Source organism: Polaribacter sp. 2305UL8-11 (genome assembly GCF_058147165.1).
In genome coordinates, this window is the sequence record NZ_JBYVJW010000010.1 from 21,078 (window position 1) to 36,252 (window position 15,175).

Sequence of the window (15,175 nt, forward strand, 5' to 3'; positions counted from 1 at the left end):
AATTCTAAAAATTTAAGAATGATTAACTATAATGGCGAAATACTTCAGCCAGAAGATGTAAAAATATCATCGGAAAATAGAGCGTTTAAATATGGAGATGCTATTTTTGAAACTCTAAAAGTGGTAAACAACAAAGTTGTTTTTTGGGAAGATCATTATTTTAGGTTAATGGCGTCTATGCGAATGCTTAGAATGAAAATTCCGATGGAATTTACTTTAGAGTTTTTAGAAAATGAAATTTTAAAAACGGTTGCAGCACAAAAATCATTAAATTCTTATAGAGTACGTCTTACTGTTTTTAGAAAAGATGGTGGCTTGTATACTCCAAGAACAAATAAAATAGATTATACAATTGATGTTAAAGAAAATACTTTTAAAATGAAAGAATCCTATTCTTTAGATGTTTATAAAGACTTCTTTAATTATTCAGGCCTTTTATCAACAGTAAAAACAAATAATAGAATGCTAAATACGTTAGCAAGTATTTTTGCAGATGAAAATGATTTAGACAACTGTATACTACTAAATGAGAAGAAGGGAGTTGTAGAGGTAACCAATGGTAATATTTTTATTATTAAAGGAAATGCAATAAAAACACCAGCTTTAAGTGAAGGTTGTATAAAAGGAGTTACACGAAAAAAGGTAATTGAAATTATTTCTAAAAATGAAAATTATACATTAGAAGAAACTTCTATATCTCCTTTTGAAATACAAAAAGCAGACGAGGTTTTTATAACCAATGCAATTATGGGCATTCAGCCAGTTACCAGTTATAAAAAGAAAACTTTTACAGTAGAAATAGGAAAAAAAATAGCAAATAATTTAAGAGTTTTACAAATAGCGGGTATTTAGTTCAAATTAAAATCACTTGGTGCATTTGCCCAAAGTTTATAATCTCCACCTTTTTGTAGTAATTTGTTTTTCCATAAAGTATCTTCTTGTGTAGAAAAAATATTTTCAAAATCATTTTCTGAAACAAACCAAGAGTTTTGGTTCATTTCATCTTCTAATTGGTCTTTACTCCAACCAGAATAACCTAAGAAAAATCGAATTTCTGAAGCAGCTATTTCATTATTATTGAGCAAGCTTCTTAAAGATTCAAAATTGCCACCCCAATAAATACCATTTTCTACCTCTATACTATCTGGAATTAAATCGGGTACTTTATGTACAAAGTATAAATTGTCTTGCTCTACAGGACCTCCTTGGTAAATTTGAAAAGAACACTTTAATTCTGGCAAGAGATCGTTAACAGTATACTCTAAAGGTCTATTTAAAATAAAGCCAACAGAGTTTTTAAGTGTATGTTCTGTAATTAAAATAATTGTTCTATTAAAAGAGCTATCATTTAAAATTGCTGGTTCTGCAATTAGTAATTTTCCTTTATGGGGTTTCAAGAGCTTTCTGTTTTTATCCTTATAAATATAAAAAAAATAAATAAACAAAAAAAACTCTCTTAAAAAGAGAGCTTTTAGTATACTTTAAAACTAAGTTTCTTAGTTTACAGCGTCGCTTAATCCAGCTCCAGCTTTGAATTTTGCTACATTTTTAGCAGCAATTTGGATTGTTTTTCCAGTTTGAGGATTTCTACCAGTTCTTGCAGCTCTGTTAGATACAGAAAAAGTACCAAATCCTACTAAAGCAACTTTATCTCCTCCTTTTAATGCAGAAGTTACGTTACCTGTAAAAGATTCTAATGCTTTTTTAGCAGCAGCTTTAGAAATTCCTGCATCTGCAGCCATTGCGTCGATTAAATCTGACTTGTTCATAATAAATAGATTTTTAAATTAATTGAATATTATTTTTTGCTTAATAGCTCAACAAATATAGACGGATTAAGGGTTTATGCAAATTTGAGGGTAAAAAAAACACCTATTTGTTAATAAAAGACAGTAAATTGTTAATAAAGCTGCTTAAAAAATCCAAAAACGCTACAAACCTTGTCTTTAAAGGGTTTACATCACTTTGGCTTCTTTAGAAAAAGAATAACCGTTTAAAAGACTTTTAGCATCCATTTTTTTCTTACCAGAAAGTTTAATTTCATCAATAACAATAAAACCATTTTTTACTGCAACTTTTATATTTTTTTTAGATGCTACAATTTTTCCAATTTCAAAATTGTGTTTTTCTAAGTTTTTATGAACTGCATAAATTTTTGCAGTAGTTTGCTCATTATTATTCTCTAAAATTGTCCAAGCAGCTGGAAATGGATTTAAACCACGTATTTTATTGTAAATATTATCTATAGAGTCTAACCAGTTAATTTTACAGTTTTCAGAATTTAACTTTGGTGCAGACTTTTCTTCCAATTCAGGTTGCTTTGTTGTTTTTATATTTCCATCTTTAATTAAATCGACAGTCTCTAAAACTAAATCTGCTCCTAAATACATGAGTTTGTCGTGCAAACTACCAACAGTTTCATCTACTTTAATATCTATTTTTTCTTGTAAAATAATTTCTCCAGTATCAATTTTATCATCAATAAAAAAAGTGGTTACTCCAGTTTTTGTTTCTCCATTAACAATAGACCAATGTATTGGAGCTGCACCTCTATATTCTGGTAATAGAGAAGCGTGTAGATTAAAAGTACCATGTTTTGGCATTTGCCAAACCGCTTTTGGTAACATTCTAAAGGCAACTACAATTTGCAAATCTGCTTTTAAAGTTTTTAATGATGAAAGAAAGTCTTCGTTTTTTAAATTTTTTGGTTGTAAAACTGGCAAGTTTACAGAAGTTGCATATTTTTTTACAGCAGATTGCTGTAATTTTCTTCCTCTTCCAGCTGGTTTATCTGTAGCCGTAATTACACCTACAACATTGTAGTTGTTTTCTACCAAATTTTGTAAAATTGTTACTGCAAAATCTGGAGTTCCCATAAAAATAATTCGTAAATCTTTCATTGCTATGTATTAATTTGATATTTATTTTGATGGTTTATTTTTATTTTTTGATTTGCTATTAAAAAACGCAAATGTATTAAAATGTCTTTTTCTTTGTAATTTAAAAGCGTACTAATTTGTTGGGAAGTTAATTGGTTATGCTCTTTTATAATTTTTATTATATGAGTAGAAATATTATTGTTTGTACGATGTTTTTTATCGATACAAACATCACACAAACCACAGTTTTCCGACTTCTTTTCATCAAAATAATGTAGAATTTGTTGACTTCTACAAAACCTATCATTCTCTATAAAATGGATTAAATCTTTAGATTTTTTAATTTTTTGTTGAAGTAAACTTTTAATCTCTTTTTGATTCTGATGAATACTCCTATCATCTTCTCTTGGAACTAAAAATGTTATAGCTGCTTGAGAGGTAATAGGTTTATAAATTACAATACCATCTTTATGAAGTTGCTGTAAACTGTTGATTATAGTTTTAGAATTGGTACCTACTTTTTTTGCAATTGTAAACTCGTTAATATTGCTTTCTTGCTCAAATAAACCACCATAAGTTCTTAGTATTGAATTGATAATTTTTGCTAAGGATGCATTTTTACGAGAATAATTTAAAACACTGCTTGTGGAAACAATAAATTTTAATGTAGATTTTTGATTAAAATGATGATCAACTTCTAAAATTCCTTGGTTTACTAAAATTTTAATAACACCATCAACCAAAGCAACAGCGTAATTATACTTTTTACTAAATTCTAAGAGATTAAAAGCAAAATTTTCTAAAGGTAATTCTCCTAAAGAAATTTGAAAATGTTGGTATAGTGCTCTATGTATTTTTTTTATTTGCAGGATATTAGGAGTAGATAATTGTGTTTGTTTTTCGAAAGTAGAAATGTCTAAATTGTTATACAATAATACAGCAAATGCTTTTTTATTATTTCTTCCTGCTCTTCCAGATTCTTGCACGTAATTTTCGATGCTTGTGGGTAAATTATAATGAATAACCAAGCCTACATTTGCTTTGTCTATTCCCATACCAAAGGCATTTGTAGCAACAATTATGGGTGTTTTTTCTGACATCCAATTATTAAAAGCTATTTTTTTTTCATCTACAGATAAACCTCCATGATAAAACGTACTTTTAAAGCCATTTGCATTTAAAAAAGCAGCAATTTCTTTTGTTTTTTTTCTAGAATTTACATAAACAATAGAAGGTGTTTTGGTTTTAGAAAATATTTGTAGCAATCGCTGTAATTTATCTTCGATTTTAAAAATTTGATATGCTAAATTACTTCTAAAAAAAGATTTTTTAAAGATTGTTGGTTTTTCTAAAGTTAGGTTACTAGAAATATCTTCTAATACTTTTTCATTAGCTGTTGCTGTTAAAGCAATAAAATTAATATTTGGTTTAATAGTTTTTAAAACCTTAATATTTCTGTAAGAAGGTCTAAAATCATGCCCCCATTCAGAAATACAATGAGCTTCATCTACAGCAATTAAATTGATGTTTAATTCTTTAATTTTTTCTTGAATAAATTTAGATTGCAATCTTTCAGGAGAAATGTATAAGAATTTTACATCACCAAACTTTATATTGTCAAATAAAGTAATTAAATCATCTTGTGTGGTGCCAGATTTAATTGTTGTTGCTTTAATTCCTTTTTTAGTTAAGCTTTCTACCTGATCTCTCATTAACGCTAAAAGCGGAGAAATAACTAAGCAAACACCTTCTTTACTTAGTGCAGGAATTTGAAAACAAATAGATTTTCCTCCTCCAGTTGGTAATAATGCAATTACGTCTTTTTTCTTAATTACTGTTGTTATAATTTCTTCTTGTAAAGGTCTAAAAGAAGAAAACCCCCAATATTTTAAAAGTATTTCTTTTGCTGAAATCATATTTCAAGCTTCAAAGCATTTAAAATAAAATCACACCTTTCTGCAACAGTCCCAAAAGGAACATTTGTAATTTTATAACCTAAATTTTTATAAGATTTTAAAATATACTCATCAATAATTTTAGCTTCTTCAAAGCTTTCATATCGTTCGTTATCAGTTGTGTAAATCTCTTTCCAAGGAGAAAAATGAAAAATTTTATGATATTGATATTCATTGCTTTTATCTAAAAAACTTTTCGGATATTTTGTATTGAAAAAATCCATATAAGCATGTACATCTGGAATACCTCTATCAAAAAAAATAATTTCATGCTTTGTTTTTTCAGCATCTAAATATTGTTTTTCTCTGCCCTCTAAAAGCATTTGGCTAAATAATAAAGGCTCTGTTAAAAATAACTGATCAATTCCTTTTTCTTTTGCTTTTAAAGTAACTTCTCTAGAGATTTCTGGCATACAAAAAAAACCTCTTTTTAAAAGTTCGTTTAAAACAGAGGTTTTTCCTGTACCTGGTCCACCAATTAAAACATTTTTTTGCTGCATTTCACAAAAATAAATCATTCCCTTTATAAAACTAATTTTTAATGTAATTTTGTGGCTTACTATTTGTAAATAGAAATTGAACAATAGAAAATAAAACTATGAGCAGTAAAAGTGAATTTTATGATAAATTAAAGCTACAATTAGATGACACTACTACATTTCCTGCAGATTATATGTATAAATTTATTGTACCTACAGATGCCAATCAAGTAACAGAAGTAGAAGATTTATTTGATAATAAAGGAGCTGTAATTAATACAAAAAAATCAAAGACAGGAAAATATATTAGTGTTTCTATCGTATTAAAAATAAAGAATTCAGAAGAGGTTATCTCTTATTATAAAAAAGCAGAAAAAATTAAGGGAATCATATCATTATAATTAAATTTATGAAAAAAATAATAGTACTATTTGTTTTAAGTGCGTCTGTATCTGTTTTCGCACAAAAAAAAGATAAAGTTTTAGTAACAATTAATGGCGAAGAAACAACAGTTTCTGAGTTTAAAAGAATTTATGAAAAAAACTTAGATGCTATAGACAATGCAGAAGCTAAAGATGTAACTAAAAATTTAGATTTATATATAAACTATAAGTTAAAAGTTAAAGAAGCATATAACAAAAAATTAGATACTTTACCCTCTTACAAAAGAGAAATAGAGTCTTACAAAAACCAACTTTCTGCACCTTATTTACAAGACACTACTTTTATAGACAAACTATTAAAAGACGTTTATCATAGAACGAAAACAGAAGTTAAAGCAAAGCATATTTTAATAAGAATGCCAAAAGACGCTTCTCCAAAAGACACATTATTAGCCTACAATAAAATTTTAAAAATTAGAAATAGAATTGTAAATGGAGAAGATTTTGAGGCAGTAGCTGTAGAAACTTCAGAAGATTTATCAGCCAAAGGAAATCCGCAAAGAAAAATAAAAGCAAATAAAGGAAACTTAGGTTATTTTTCTGCTTTTAGTATGGTGTATCCTTTTGAAGAAGCTGCTTACAATACCAAAAAAGGAGAAGTTTCTAAGCCTTTTAAAACACAATATGGTTATCATATAGTTAAAGTTGATGATTTTAGACCCTCAAAAGGAGAAATTGAGGCTGCACATATTTTAATTAAAGATACTACAGATGTAGGAAAAAAGAAGATAGATGCAGTGTACGCAAAATTATTAAATAAAGGAAATTTTGACTCTATTACTAAAACATTTTCAGAAGATTCAGGCTCTAAAAATAATGGAGGTAAATTAGGTAGATTTGCAGCTGGTAGAATGGTTAAACCTTTTTCTGATGCTGCTTTTGGATTAGAAAATGAAGGTGATTTTTCTAAACCTTTTAAAACAAGATTTGGTTGGCATATTGTAAAATTAACAAAAAAACATCCTGTAAAATCTTTTAATGAAATAAAAGAAGATTTAAAAAAGAAAATTAAGCGTAGCTCTAGAATGCAGTTAAGTGATAAGGCTATGATTCATAAACTAAAAGCCAACTACACAATTTCAGAAAATGAAAACGCAAAGAAAATCTTAGATCAAAAAAATATGAGATCTATACCTAAAGATTCTTTACAAGCCACTTTATTTTCTATAAACGATAAAAAAATAACTCAAGAAAAATTTGTAAAATACTCAAGAAACAGAAGGCATAAACCAGTTTTTGTTTTGTATGAAGATTTTATGAATGCAGAAATATTAGCATATTACAAAGAAAATTTAATTTATACAGAACCAGAGTATGCTTACACTTTAAAAGAATATGAAGATGGTTTGTTATTGTTTGAATTAATGCAACAAAAAATATGGGATAAATCTTCTAAAGATTCTATTGGATTAAAACAATTCTATAAAAATAATATTACAAAATACAATTCTAAACCTTTAAAATCTATAAAAGGAGAGGTAATGAATGATTATCAAAATTTCTTAGAAAAAAATTGGATTGCAGATTTAAGAAAGAAAAGTAGAATTAAAGTAAATAAAAGACAATTAAAAAAATTAATTAAATTTTATAAAAATTAAAATGAAATACTTTTGGCTCTTTTTGTCTTTTCTGCTTTTTGTTTCTTGTGATTATTTTAGTTTTCAAGAAAAAGAAAAAAGTACATCAGAAATTGTCGCAATTGTAAATACAGACAAATTATTTAAAGAAGAACTAAATAATATATTACCTAAAGGTATTGCAAAAGAAGATAGTTTAATTTTAGTTAGAAGTTATATAAATGATTGGGCTATTAAAAAATTGCTACTCAAAAAAGCCAATAACAACAGTACTTTAGAAAATTTGAATGAAATTAATCAACTAGTACAAGATTATAAAGAAAGTTTATTAATTAATAAATACAAAGAGCAGTTAATAAAAGAACGTTTAGATACCATTGTTTCTGAAGAAGAAATCGAAGCATATTATGCTTCTAACAAAGAAAATTTTAAACTAAATGAAGAGTTGGTAAAAGCAAAATATCTTCACTTTAATAACAATGTTAATGATAAAAATGATTTTATAGATTTATTTAAATCTGATGATATTGAAGATACAGAAGAGTTAGAAAAACAACAATTAAGCTTTAAATTTCACGAATTTAATGACTCAATATGGATGCCATTAGATAACATTTTGTTAAAACTTCCATTTTCTAGACAAAAACTGTTAAAAAAAACAAAATTCATCCAAAAACAAGATTCATTAGGTTTATATTTGGTCGCTATTAAAGACGTTTTAAAACGTAATGATATAGCACCATTAAGTTATGTAGAATCTACCATAAAACAAATGATTTTACACAAACGAAAAATAGAATTAATAAGAGATATAGAAAAAACAATCGTAAAAGATGCAACACAAAACAACAATTTTAAAATATATTAAATTACCATTACTTACTCTTTGTGTAAGTTTATTCAGTTTTCATACAAATGCACAACAAATTAAAATAGATGGTGTTGCAGTAGTTGTAGGTAAAAATATTGTTTTAGATTCTGATATCGCAAAATTTAAACAAGAAATAGAGGTTAGAAGCGAAGGAAAAGTAACCATATCTAATTGTGAAATGTTAGAAGAATTAATGCAACAAAAACTATTGGCACATCATGCAGTTATAGATAGTGTAACAGTGTCAGATGCAGAAATTAATGGAAGAGTAGACAGAAGTATTCAATTTTTTACACAACAATATGGAAACGTAAATAAAGTAGTTGCTGCTTATGGTTTTAATGATGTAGAAGATTTGAAAAAAGAACTGTATTCTGTGCAAAAAGAAAATATTTTAATAGAAAAAGAACAACAAAAAATTACAGAAAAGATAGATGTAACTCCAGAAGAAGTGCGTTTGTATTTTAATGGTTTAAAAGAAAAAGATGAGTTGCCTCAGTTTCCTGCAGAAATAGAATTGGCTCAAATAGTTGTGTATGCTTTGCCAAGTAAAGAAGAAAATGAAAGAGTAATTGCCAAGTTAAATGAGATAAAGAAACAAATAGAAGAAGGATCTAGTTTTAAAATGAAAGCAATTATTAATTCTAATGACCCAAGTGTAACTCAAAATGGAGGAAACTTAGGGTTAATTACTAAAAAAACAAACTTTATCAAAGAGTTTAAAGAAGTTGCTTTTACACTAGATCCAGGTCAAGTTTCAGAGCCATTTAAAACTGCTTTTGGATACCATATTGTAAAATTACATGAAATTAGAGGAGAAGGAAGAGTCGTTTCTCATATTTTAATCAAACCAGAAATTCCAGAGTCTAAATTGTTAGAAACTAAAGAAAAGGTAGAGCAAATTGTAAAAGACATACAAGCAGGAAAAATAACTTTTGAAGAAGCTGTAAAAAAATATTCTAATGATGATGAAACTAAAAATAGCGGAGGTTTAATTATCAATCCTTCTACAGGAGAATCTAGGTTCGATTTAACAAGAATGGATCCAGCTTTTTATGCTCGTGTAAATGAACTTAAAAAAGGAGAATTATCTGATGTTTTTTTCGATGAACAAAGAGGAGGAGAGAAGATGTATAAAGTTATTTTAATGAGAGATAGAACAGATACTCATGTAGCAGATTTAGTAGAAGATTACGTTAAGATACAAGATTTAGCACTAAGAAAAAAGAAAGAAGAAACCATAGAAAAATGGTCTAAAGAAAAAATGAAAGACACTTATATTAAATTAGGTGATGATTATACAAAGTGTCAATTTAAAAGAAACTGGAAAAAAGAAACATCTAAATAATGTCTGACGTTAAAGCTGTGAATGATTTAGTGCAAAAATTTAATGCACTAAAAAAAGAAATAGGAAAAGTAATAATTGGTCAAGAAGAGGCTGTAAATTTTACTTTACTGTCTATTTTATGTGGTGGACATTCTTTATTAATTGGGGTGCCAGGTTTGGCAAAAACGTTATTGGTAAATACCATTTCTAACTCATTAGGTTTGGGGTTTAAAAGAATACAATTTACACCAGATTTAATGCCTTCAGATATTTTAGGAAGTGAAATTTTAGATGAAAATAGAAAATTTAAATTTATTAAAGGCCCCATTTTTTCTAATATTATTTTAGCTGATGAAATTAACAGAACACCACCAAAAACTCAAGCAGCTTTACTAGAAGCAATGCAAGAGAGAGCTGTTACTGTTTCTGGACACAATTATAAATTAGATTTACCATTTTTTGTTTTAGCCACACAAAATCCAATAGAACAAGAAGGTACTTATCCTTTGCCAGAAGCACAATTAGATAGGTTTATGTTTTCTATCTTACTAGAATATCCAACATTTAAAGAAGAAGTTGCTGTTGTAAAAAATACAACAGGTAATATTTCAGCAGAAATAGACGCTCTTTTTTCTGCGCAAGAAATTATAGAAGTACAGCAATTAATAAGAAAGATACCTGTAGCAGATAATGTTATAGAATATGCAGTAGGTTTGGTTGGTAAGACAAGACCAAAATCTAAAGAGGCAACAGAATTAGTCCAAAAATATTTAGATTGGGGTGCAGGACCAAGAGCTTCTCAAAATTTAATTTTAGCAGCAAAAGCACATGCAGCTGTTAACGGAAAATATTCACCAGATATAGAAGATGTAAAAGCTGTAGCAATTCCTATTTTATCTCACAGAATTGTAAAAAACTATAAAGCAGAAGCAGAAGGTGTAGGTATTTCTAAAATTATTAAATCTTTACTCTAGTTTAATTTAAATACCTTATAATAACTAATTAGTTAAGCTTCTTCGAAAAAACTAAATACATTGCCTCCATAACGTTTATCATAACTATGTTTTGGATGCTGACTTAAATCTGTATGTTTTGAGTGTTCTATAATTAAAACACCTTCTTCTAAAAGAAGTTTTTTATCAAAAATTAAATCTACAATTTTTAAAAATTGCTCTTTTTCAAAATCATAAGGTGGGTCTGCAAAAATTACATCAGCAGTTATTGTTGTTTTTTCTAGGAATTTATAAACATCACTTTTATAAGTGTTAATATCTAATTCCAAGCTCTTTGCAGTGTTGTAAATGTGTTTAATACAGCCAAAATGAGCATCTATGGCATAAATATTTTTTGTACCTCTAGATGCAAATTCGAAACTAATGTTTCCTGTGCCAGCAAATAAATCTATGACAGAAATAGCATCAAAATAATATAAGTTATTTAAGATGTTAAATAACGATTCTTTTGCCATATCTGTTGTAGGTCTTACAGGTAAGTTTTTTGGGGCAGTAAAGCGTCTTCCTTTTAATTTTCCAGATATAATTCTCATTACCCTAAAAGTATAAAATTACTATGATTATGTATGTCTAAAGTTTGTAACAACTCATTTTTGCTTTCTAAGAAGTAAATGTTTCTAACGTATTTGTAAGTAATTTTATAAATTTCTGAAGTTTCTGTAATAACTCCAATTAAATATAAATTAAACTTTTCTACATCTAATTTTAGTTGTTCTGCAGTAAATAATATGTAATAAATAAAATCTTCTTTGGTAAAATAGGTAAAGGAATTGTACAATATTAGGCTGTTGTTTTCTAAAACAACAATATCAAATGTAGTTTCAGAAACATTTACGTACATTGTCTTTTCTGTAGATTTCGATCTAGCAATTAGTTTATCAATTAAAATAGAGCTAGCATGTTTGTAGTTAAACGCGCCGAAATTCTGAAAAATATAATTGTTAATGTTTACATAAGGTACATAAACGTTTTTAGCCTTTATAACAGGCAAATCATCAAACGTAATAAAATCTGTAGCTAATGTTTTTATATTGTATTCTAAGTAGCTTTTTAATGCATTCTTGCTAAAATAATTATCAGGTACAAGCGTTGATAAATTATTTTGATGAATAACCAATACTTCTTTAAAATCGGATTGTAAATGGGTGTCAGTTTTAAAAAAATCTTTAATTTTAACTAATAAATCTTCAAGTGTTCTATCTTTTTTAGAAAATGTATAGTTTTTAAAAAAGACATCTTTATTTAAATCTGTATCTGAAATACAAAAAGAAAATCCACCCAAATTAAATTGGATGGACAACTTTTTATTTACGTTTTTTAACAAAGAGGTGTTATTCTTTTTTTGCACTGTCTTTTTTATCATAAGAAGGAGGCCAATTACCACCAGTAGTTACTTCGTCTAAAGAACCAACAGAAACATACTCACCTTTAATTTGGTCTGTAGCAATTGCTTCTAATTCTTGTTTAACTAAAGAGGCATCCATTCCTTTTAAAATATCTTTTTTCTCAGTTTTTACCATAAAAGTTGGTACCACTAAACCTTGTACTTTTTCTACTTCTCCAATTTCTACTTCAAACTCTTTACCTTCTACACCAGGAACCTTAAACATTGTTTTATAATCTCTGTTTTTAAAATACTTTAAAACAGGTTCGTATCCAATTGTATCTGTTACTCTTTTTTCTACATCTATAATAAGACCACCACCTTTATTTACCTTTTCTACAATTGTTTTTGTTTGAGTTAAAGCTAATTGTGCTGTATCTATAAATTTAATTAAACCTGCTTTGTCTTTAGTATACCTACCATTAACTTCATAGTATTTAACTTGGGCATCTCTAATTATTTTTAGGTTTTCTACAACTTTAGCATATTTTTTTACTTTATTTTTATTAAAATTAATTGGCTGCATAATTCCGTTATAAATTTTATAACCCAAGAATACAGTTAACGCTAAGAGTAATAAAGAAGCTATCCATCTTAATTTTAAAGGTAGATATTTAACTACAACAATAGCTAAAAGTACTGCAACCAAAACAGCTGCCAAAATTGTTCCTAATAATCCCATTTTTATTTATATTTTTTTAATAGTCTTAACGCAAATCTACAATTTTTTTTTAATGATAAAAATTTTTATTTACAAATCAATGTATCTTTGATACTTTAATTTATTTATGATAAAATTACCTGTCTATTTTTACAAGGAACTACTAAAAAAATTTCCACACACACCTACTCAAAAACAAGCGCAATTATTTAACCTTTTAAGTAGTTTTATTTTTGATGAAAATAAAGATACCCTATTTCTACTAAAGGGTTTTGCTGGTACAGGTAAAACAACAACTATAAGTACTTTTGTAAATTGTTTATGGAATGCTGGTAAAAAATCGGTTTTATTAGCACCTACAGGAAGAGCTGCAAAAGTAATTGCTTTATATTCTAAAAGATCCGCTTTTACCATACATAAAAAAATTTATTTTCCTAAAAAGCAAGCCAATGGTTCTGTAGATTTTGTTTTACAGCAAAATAAACACAGAAATACCATTTTTATTGTTGATGAATCTTCTATGATTCCTGATAGCAGACAAAGTCAAAAATTATTCGATGCAGGTTCTTTATTGCAAGATTTAATTTCTTACGTATATTCTGGTCATCAATGTAAATTAATTTTTATTGGAGATACAGCACAGTTGCCTCCTGTAAAACTAAAAGTAAGTCCAGCTTTAGAGGCAGATGTTTTAAAATATGACTTTAACAAAGAAGTTTTTGAAATCGAATTGGATGAAGTTATGCGTCAACATAAAAATTCTGGAATTTTAGCCAACGCAACTTCTCTAAGGCTTTTGTTGCAAAACGATGCTACTAATTTTAAATTTAATCTCGATTTTCCTGATATAAAAAGATTAGAAGATGGTTATGATATAGAAGATGCAATCGTTTCTGCTTATGATAATAATGGAGTAGAAGATACAGCATTTATTGTGCGCTCTAATAAAAGAGCAAACCAGTACAACCAACAAATAAGACTAAATATAAGAGGACAAGAAAACATCATTTCTGCTGGAGATTATGTAATGATTGTAAAGAATAATTATTTTTGGCTAAAAGAGTCTACAACAGCAGGTTTTATTGCAAATGGAGATATTTGTGAGGTACTAAAGATTTTTTCTATTAAAGAATTGTACGGTTTTAGTTTTGCAGAGGTAGAGTTAAGAATGATTGATTACCCAGATATGAAACCCTTTGAAACAGTCTTGCTTTTAGATACTTTGTCTAGCGAAAGTCCATCACTTACTTATGAAGAATCTAATAAGTTATACCAAGCTGTTAAAGAGGATTATGCAGATGAAAAATCGAAATTTAAACAGTTTTTAAAAATTAAAAAGAATATCTATTTTAACGCCTTACAAATTAAGTTTTCGTACACAATGACTTGCCATAAATCTCAAGGTGGTCAATGGAATACTGTTTTTATTGAGCAACCATATTTGCCAGAAGGCGTTTCTAAAGAGTATTATAGATGGTTGTACACTGCAATTACAAGAGCGCAAGAAAAGCTATATTTAATTGGTTTTAAAGACGAGTTCTTTAAAAATTAACGCAGTAAATAATTGATAATAATTTTTCCATAACTGGTGCCATTCGTATATCGTAAACCTTTAGATTTATTAGAATGATAAATGTAAGCATAACCAAAATTAAAACGATTTGCAGTAAACCTTAATCCTAGTTCTACGTTAAAAACAAACGGAATAATTTCTTTAGTAACATCGCTATTTTTATTTAAAAAACTTCCTTGCAGAGTAGCATCATAAAAATTATAATTAAAAGTAGGTTTTACGTAAAAAAAAGATTCTACTTCTCTAAAATAATCTGTGTTTTCATCATTTAAATTGGTATTAAATGCAATAGAATTCACCAAGCTTTGTAATGGCTTAAAACCAACTCTACCTAAAAAACCTGTTTCTAGTTTTGTGTAGACTGTACCAATTTTAGCTTTGTTTAACCAAGTTAAATCCATACTATTTGTTATGTTTTTAAACAAAAATTGCTGGTATTGCAACTCTAAATTGATAGAAAAAGCATTTTTTATTTGATGTTTCCATCCTTCTGGCTCTTTAAAATTATAAAAACTATGAATAAATTTTTGCAACTCTTTACCATAAGCATTGGGGCCAATGACACCAACTTGTAAAGATGTACTAAAAATTTTATTCGATTTATAAACTCGATGAATACCAAAACCTGCATATAAGTGTCCAGCAAAAGGTCTGTCATGCAGAGATATGTTTTTTACTGTAGATCTATTAGGCGTAAACATTTCATGTACAATCTCCCAATCAATAATTCTTTTAGCAATATTTTTATTATTATTTTTTGTTAAATATTTATAATTTAAAAAAATACCACTGGTGTAATATCTGTCTTTAGTTAAAGAAATGTATAAGTCGTTGTCTGTAATTAAGCTTATTTCTTTGGAAAACTTCTTTTGACCCAATATCATTGTACTAAAAAAAAGGGCAAAAAATATGTAGAAATATTTCATAGTTAGCAAATATAAAAGAAGTTGATTAAAATGCTTTTTTTTTAGCTATTTATTCAAAAAAATATTTATTTTAGAGAAAATTAATTT

16 protein-coding genes are annotated in these 15,175 nt (G+C 27.4%); 7 read left to right on the forward strand and 9 right to left on the reverse strand.

Annotated features, from left to right (window positions below; translation table 11 throughout):
- The first annotated feature begins 18 nt into the window (after positions 1-18).
- Positions 19-852, forward strand: a complete 834-nt coding sequence (locus ACY2RW_RS10375; RefSeq protein WP_490122657.1) for an aminotransferase class IV — start codon at positions 19-21, stop codon at positions 850-852.
- On the opposite strand, the gene ACY2RW_RS10380 is transcribed toward ACY2RW_RS10375, so the two are convergent.
- From ACY2RW_RS10380 to ACY2RW_RS10400, 5 genes are all read right to left on the reverse strand, one after another.
- Positions 849-1,397, reverse strand: a complete 549-nt coding sequence (locus ACY2RW_RS10380) for a YqgE/AlgH family protein (protein ID WP_490122658.1) — start codon at positions 1,395-1,397, stop codon at positions 849-851. The two genes, ACY2RW_RS10375 and ACY2RW_RS10380, sit on opposite strands and share 4 nt — an antisense overlap.
- A gap of 99 nt (positions 1,398-1,496) precedes the next feature.
- The gene (locus tag ACY2RW_RS10385) at positions 1,497-1,769 is read right to left on the reverse strand and encodes an HU family DNA-binding protein (protein WP_490122659.1); all 273 of its coding nucleotides are present in this window, start codon (positions 1,767-1,769) and stop codon (positions 1,497-1,499) included.
- A gap of 186 nt (positions 1,770-1,955) precedes the next feature.
- A complete protein-coding gene (gene fmt / locus ACY2RW_RS10390) occupies positions 1,956-2,900 on the reverse strand; it encodes a methionyl-tRNA formyltransferase (RefSeq protein WP_490122660.1) in 945 nt (314 codons plus the stop codon).
- A gap of 2 nt (positions 2,901-2,902) precedes the next feature.
- Complete coding sequence (locus ACY2RW_RS10395; protein ID WP_490122661.1) at positions 2,903-4,795, reverse strand: RecQ family ATP-dependent DNA helicase; 1,893 nt, start codon at positions 4,793-4,795, stop codon at positions 2,903-2,905.
- Positions 4,792-5,334, reverse strand: a complete 543-nt coding sequence (locus ACY2RW_RS10400) for an AAA family ATPase (RefSeq protein WP_490122662.1) — start codon at positions 5,332-5,334, stop codon at positions 4,792-4,794. Before ACY2RW_RS10400 ends, ACY2RW_RS10395 begins: the two co-directional genes overlap by 4 nt.
- Before the next feature lie 98 nt (positions 5,335-5,432).
- Here ACY2RW_RS10400 and ACY2RW_RS10405 point away from each other — a divergent pair, with 98 nt between their 5' ends.
- Genes ACY2RW_RS10405 through ACY2RW_RS10425 form a run of 5 tightly spaced genes read left to right on the forward strand, consistent with a single transcriptional unit; the run spans position 5,433 to position 10,505 of the window.
- Positions 5,433-5,714, forward strand: coding sequence for a DUF493 family protein (locus ACY2RW_RS10405; RefSeq protein ID WP_490122663.1), 282 nt, complete (start codon positions 5,433-5,435; stop codon positions 5,712-5,714).
- Between the two features lie 8 nt (positions 5,715-5,722).
- On the forward strand, positions 5,723-7,354 hold the full coding sequence (locus ACY2RW_RS10410) for a peptidylprolyl isomerase (protein ID WP_490122664.1): 1,632 nt from the start codon (positions 5,723-5,725) through the stop codon (positions 7,352-7,354).
- Between the two features lies 1 nt (position 7,355).
- Positions 7,356-8,201, forward strand: coding sequence for a hypothetical protein (locus ACY2RW_RS10415; protein WP_490122665.1), 846 nt, complete (start codon positions 7,356-7,358; stop codon positions 8,199-8,201).
- Entirely contained in the window at positions 8,167-9,552 is a 1,386-nt protein-coding gene (locus ACY2RW_RS10420) for a peptidylprolyl isomerase (RefSeq protein WP_490122666.1), read from the forward strand. Before ACY2RW_RS10415 ends, ACY2RW_RS10420 begins: the two co-directional genes overlap by 35 nt.
- Entirely contained in the window at positions 9,552-10,505 is a 954-nt protein-coding gene (locus tag ACY2RW_RS10425) for an AAA family ATPase (protein WP_490122667.1), read from the forward strand. Before ACY2RW_RS10420 ends, ACY2RW_RS10425 begins: the two co-directional genes overlap by 1 nt.
- Positions 10,506-10,537: 32 nt before the next feature.
- Here the strand turns inward: ACY2RW_RS10425 and ACY2RW_RS10430 are convergent, their stop codons facing one another.
- The 3 genes from ACY2RW_RS10430 to ACY2RW_RS10440 are packed head-to-tail and all read right to left on the reverse strand — an operon-like array spanning position 10,538 to position 12,610.
- The gene (locus ACY2RW_RS10430) at positions 10,538-11,077 is read right to left on the reverse strand and encodes an RsmD family RNA methyltransferase (RefSeq protein ID WP_490122668.1); all 540 of its coding nucleotides are present in this window, start codon (positions 11,075-11,077) and stop codon (positions 10,538-10,540) included.
- Positions 11,077-11,907 (reverse strand): DUF3822 family protein, encoded by an 831-nt coding sequence (locus tag ACY2RW_RS10435; protein WP_490122669.1) that lies wholly within the window; start codon positions 11,905-11,907, stop codon positions 11,077-11,079. The genes ACY2RW_RS10430 and ACY2RW_RS10435 overlap by 1 nt, the downstream gene beginning before the upstream one ends.
- Positions 11,876-12,610 carry a hypothetical protein gene (locus ACY2RW_RS10440; protein WP_490122670.1) on the reverse strand — a complete coding sequence of 245 codons (735 nt, stop codon included), beginning with the start codon at positions 12,608-12,610 and terminating at the stop codon, positions 11,876-11,878. The genes ACY2RW_RS10435 and ACY2RW_RS10440 overlap by 32 nt, the downstream gene beginning before the upstream one ends.
- A 106-nt stretch (positions 12,611-12,716) precedes the next feature.
- Here ACY2RW_RS10440 and ACY2RW_RS10445 point away from each other — a divergent pair, with 106 nt between their 5' ends.
- A complete protein-coding gene (locus ACY2RW_RS10445; protein ID WP_490122671.1) occupies positions 12,717-14,141 on the forward strand; it encodes an ATP-dependent DNA helicase in 1,425 nt (474 codons plus the stop codon).
- Here ACY2RW_RS10445 and ACY2RW_RS10450 read toward each other — a convergent pair.
- A complete protein-coding gene (locus tag ACY2RW_RS10450) occupies positions 14,138-15,088 on the reverse strand; it encodes a lipid A deacylase LpxR family protein (RefSeq protein WP_490122672.1) in 951 nt (316 codons plus the stop codon). The two genes, ACY2RW_RS10445 and ACY2RW_RS10450, sit on opposite strands and share 4 nt — an antisense overlap.
- Positions 15,089-15,175 lie beyond the last annotated feature (87 nt).

What these genes read in the sequence shown, in the direction of transcription:
- ACY2RW_RS10420 (WP_490122666.1), top strand. Translation starts at nt 8,167, where the DNA reads ATGCAACACAAAACAACAATTTTAAAATATATTAAATTACCATTACTT.
- ACY2RW_RS10430 (WP_490122668.1), bottom strand. Translation starts at nt 11,077, where the DNA reads ATGAGAATTATATCTGGAAAATTAAAAGGAAGACGCTTTACTGCCCCA.
- ACY2RW_RS10450 (WP_490122672.1), bottom strand. Translation starts at nt 15,088, where the DNA reads ATGAAATATTTCTACATATTTTTTGCCCTTTTTTTTAGTACAATGATA.
- ACY2RW_RS10385 (WP_490122659.1), bottom strand. Translation starts at nt 1,769, where the DNA reads ATGAACAAGTCAGATTTAATCGACGCAATGGCTGCAGATGCAGGAATT.
- ACY2RW_RS10435 (WP_490122669.1), bottom strand. Translation starts at nt 11,907, where the DNA reads ATGATAAAAAAGACAGTGCAAAAAAAGAATAACACCTCTTTGTTAAAA.
- ACY2RW_RS10440 (WP_490122670.1), bottom strand. Translation starts at nt 12,610, where the DNA reads ATGGGATTATTAGGAACAATTTTGGCAGCTGTTTTGGTTGCAGTACTT.
- ACY2RW_RS10445 (WP_490122671.1), top strand. Translation starts at nt 12,717, where the DNA reads ATGATAAAATTACCTGTCTATTTTTACAAGGAACTACTAAAAAAATTT.
- ACY2RW_RS10400 (WP_490122662.1), bottom strand. Translation starts at nt 5,334, where the DNA reads ATGCAGCAAAAAAATGTTTTAATTGGTGGACCAGGTACAGGAAAAACC.
- ACY2RW_RS10425 (WP_490122667.1), top strand. Translation starts at nt 9,552, where the DNA reads ATGTCTGACGTTAAAGCTGTGAATGATTTAGTGCAAAAATTTAATGCA.
- ACY2RW_RS10395 (WP_490122661.1), bottom strand. Translation starts at nt 4,795, where the DNA reads ATGATTTCAGCAAAAGAAATACTTTTAAAATATTGGGGGTTTTCTTCT.
- fmt (WP_490122660.1), bottom strand. Translation starts at nt 2,900, where the DNA reads ATGAAAGATTTACGAATTATTTTTATGGGAACTCCAGATTTTGCAGTA.
- ACY2RW_RS10415 (WP_490122665.1), top strand. Translation starts at nt 7,356, where the DNA reads ATGAAATACTTTTGGCTCTTTTTGTCTTTTCTGCTTTTTGTTTCTTGT.
- ACY2RW_RS10405 (WP_490122663.1), top strand. Translation starts at nt 5,433, where the DNA reads ATGAGCAGTAAAAGTGAATTTTATGATAAATTAAAGCTACAATTAGAT.
- ACY2RW_RS10410 (WP_490122664.1), top strand. Translation starts at nt 5,723, where the DNA reads ATGAAAAAAATAATAGTACTATTTGTTTTAAGTGCGTCTGTATCTGTT.
- ACY2RW_RS10375 (WP_490122657.1), top strand. Translation starts at nt 19, where the DNA reads ATGATTAACTATAATGGCGAAATACTTCAGCCAGAAGATGTAAAAATA.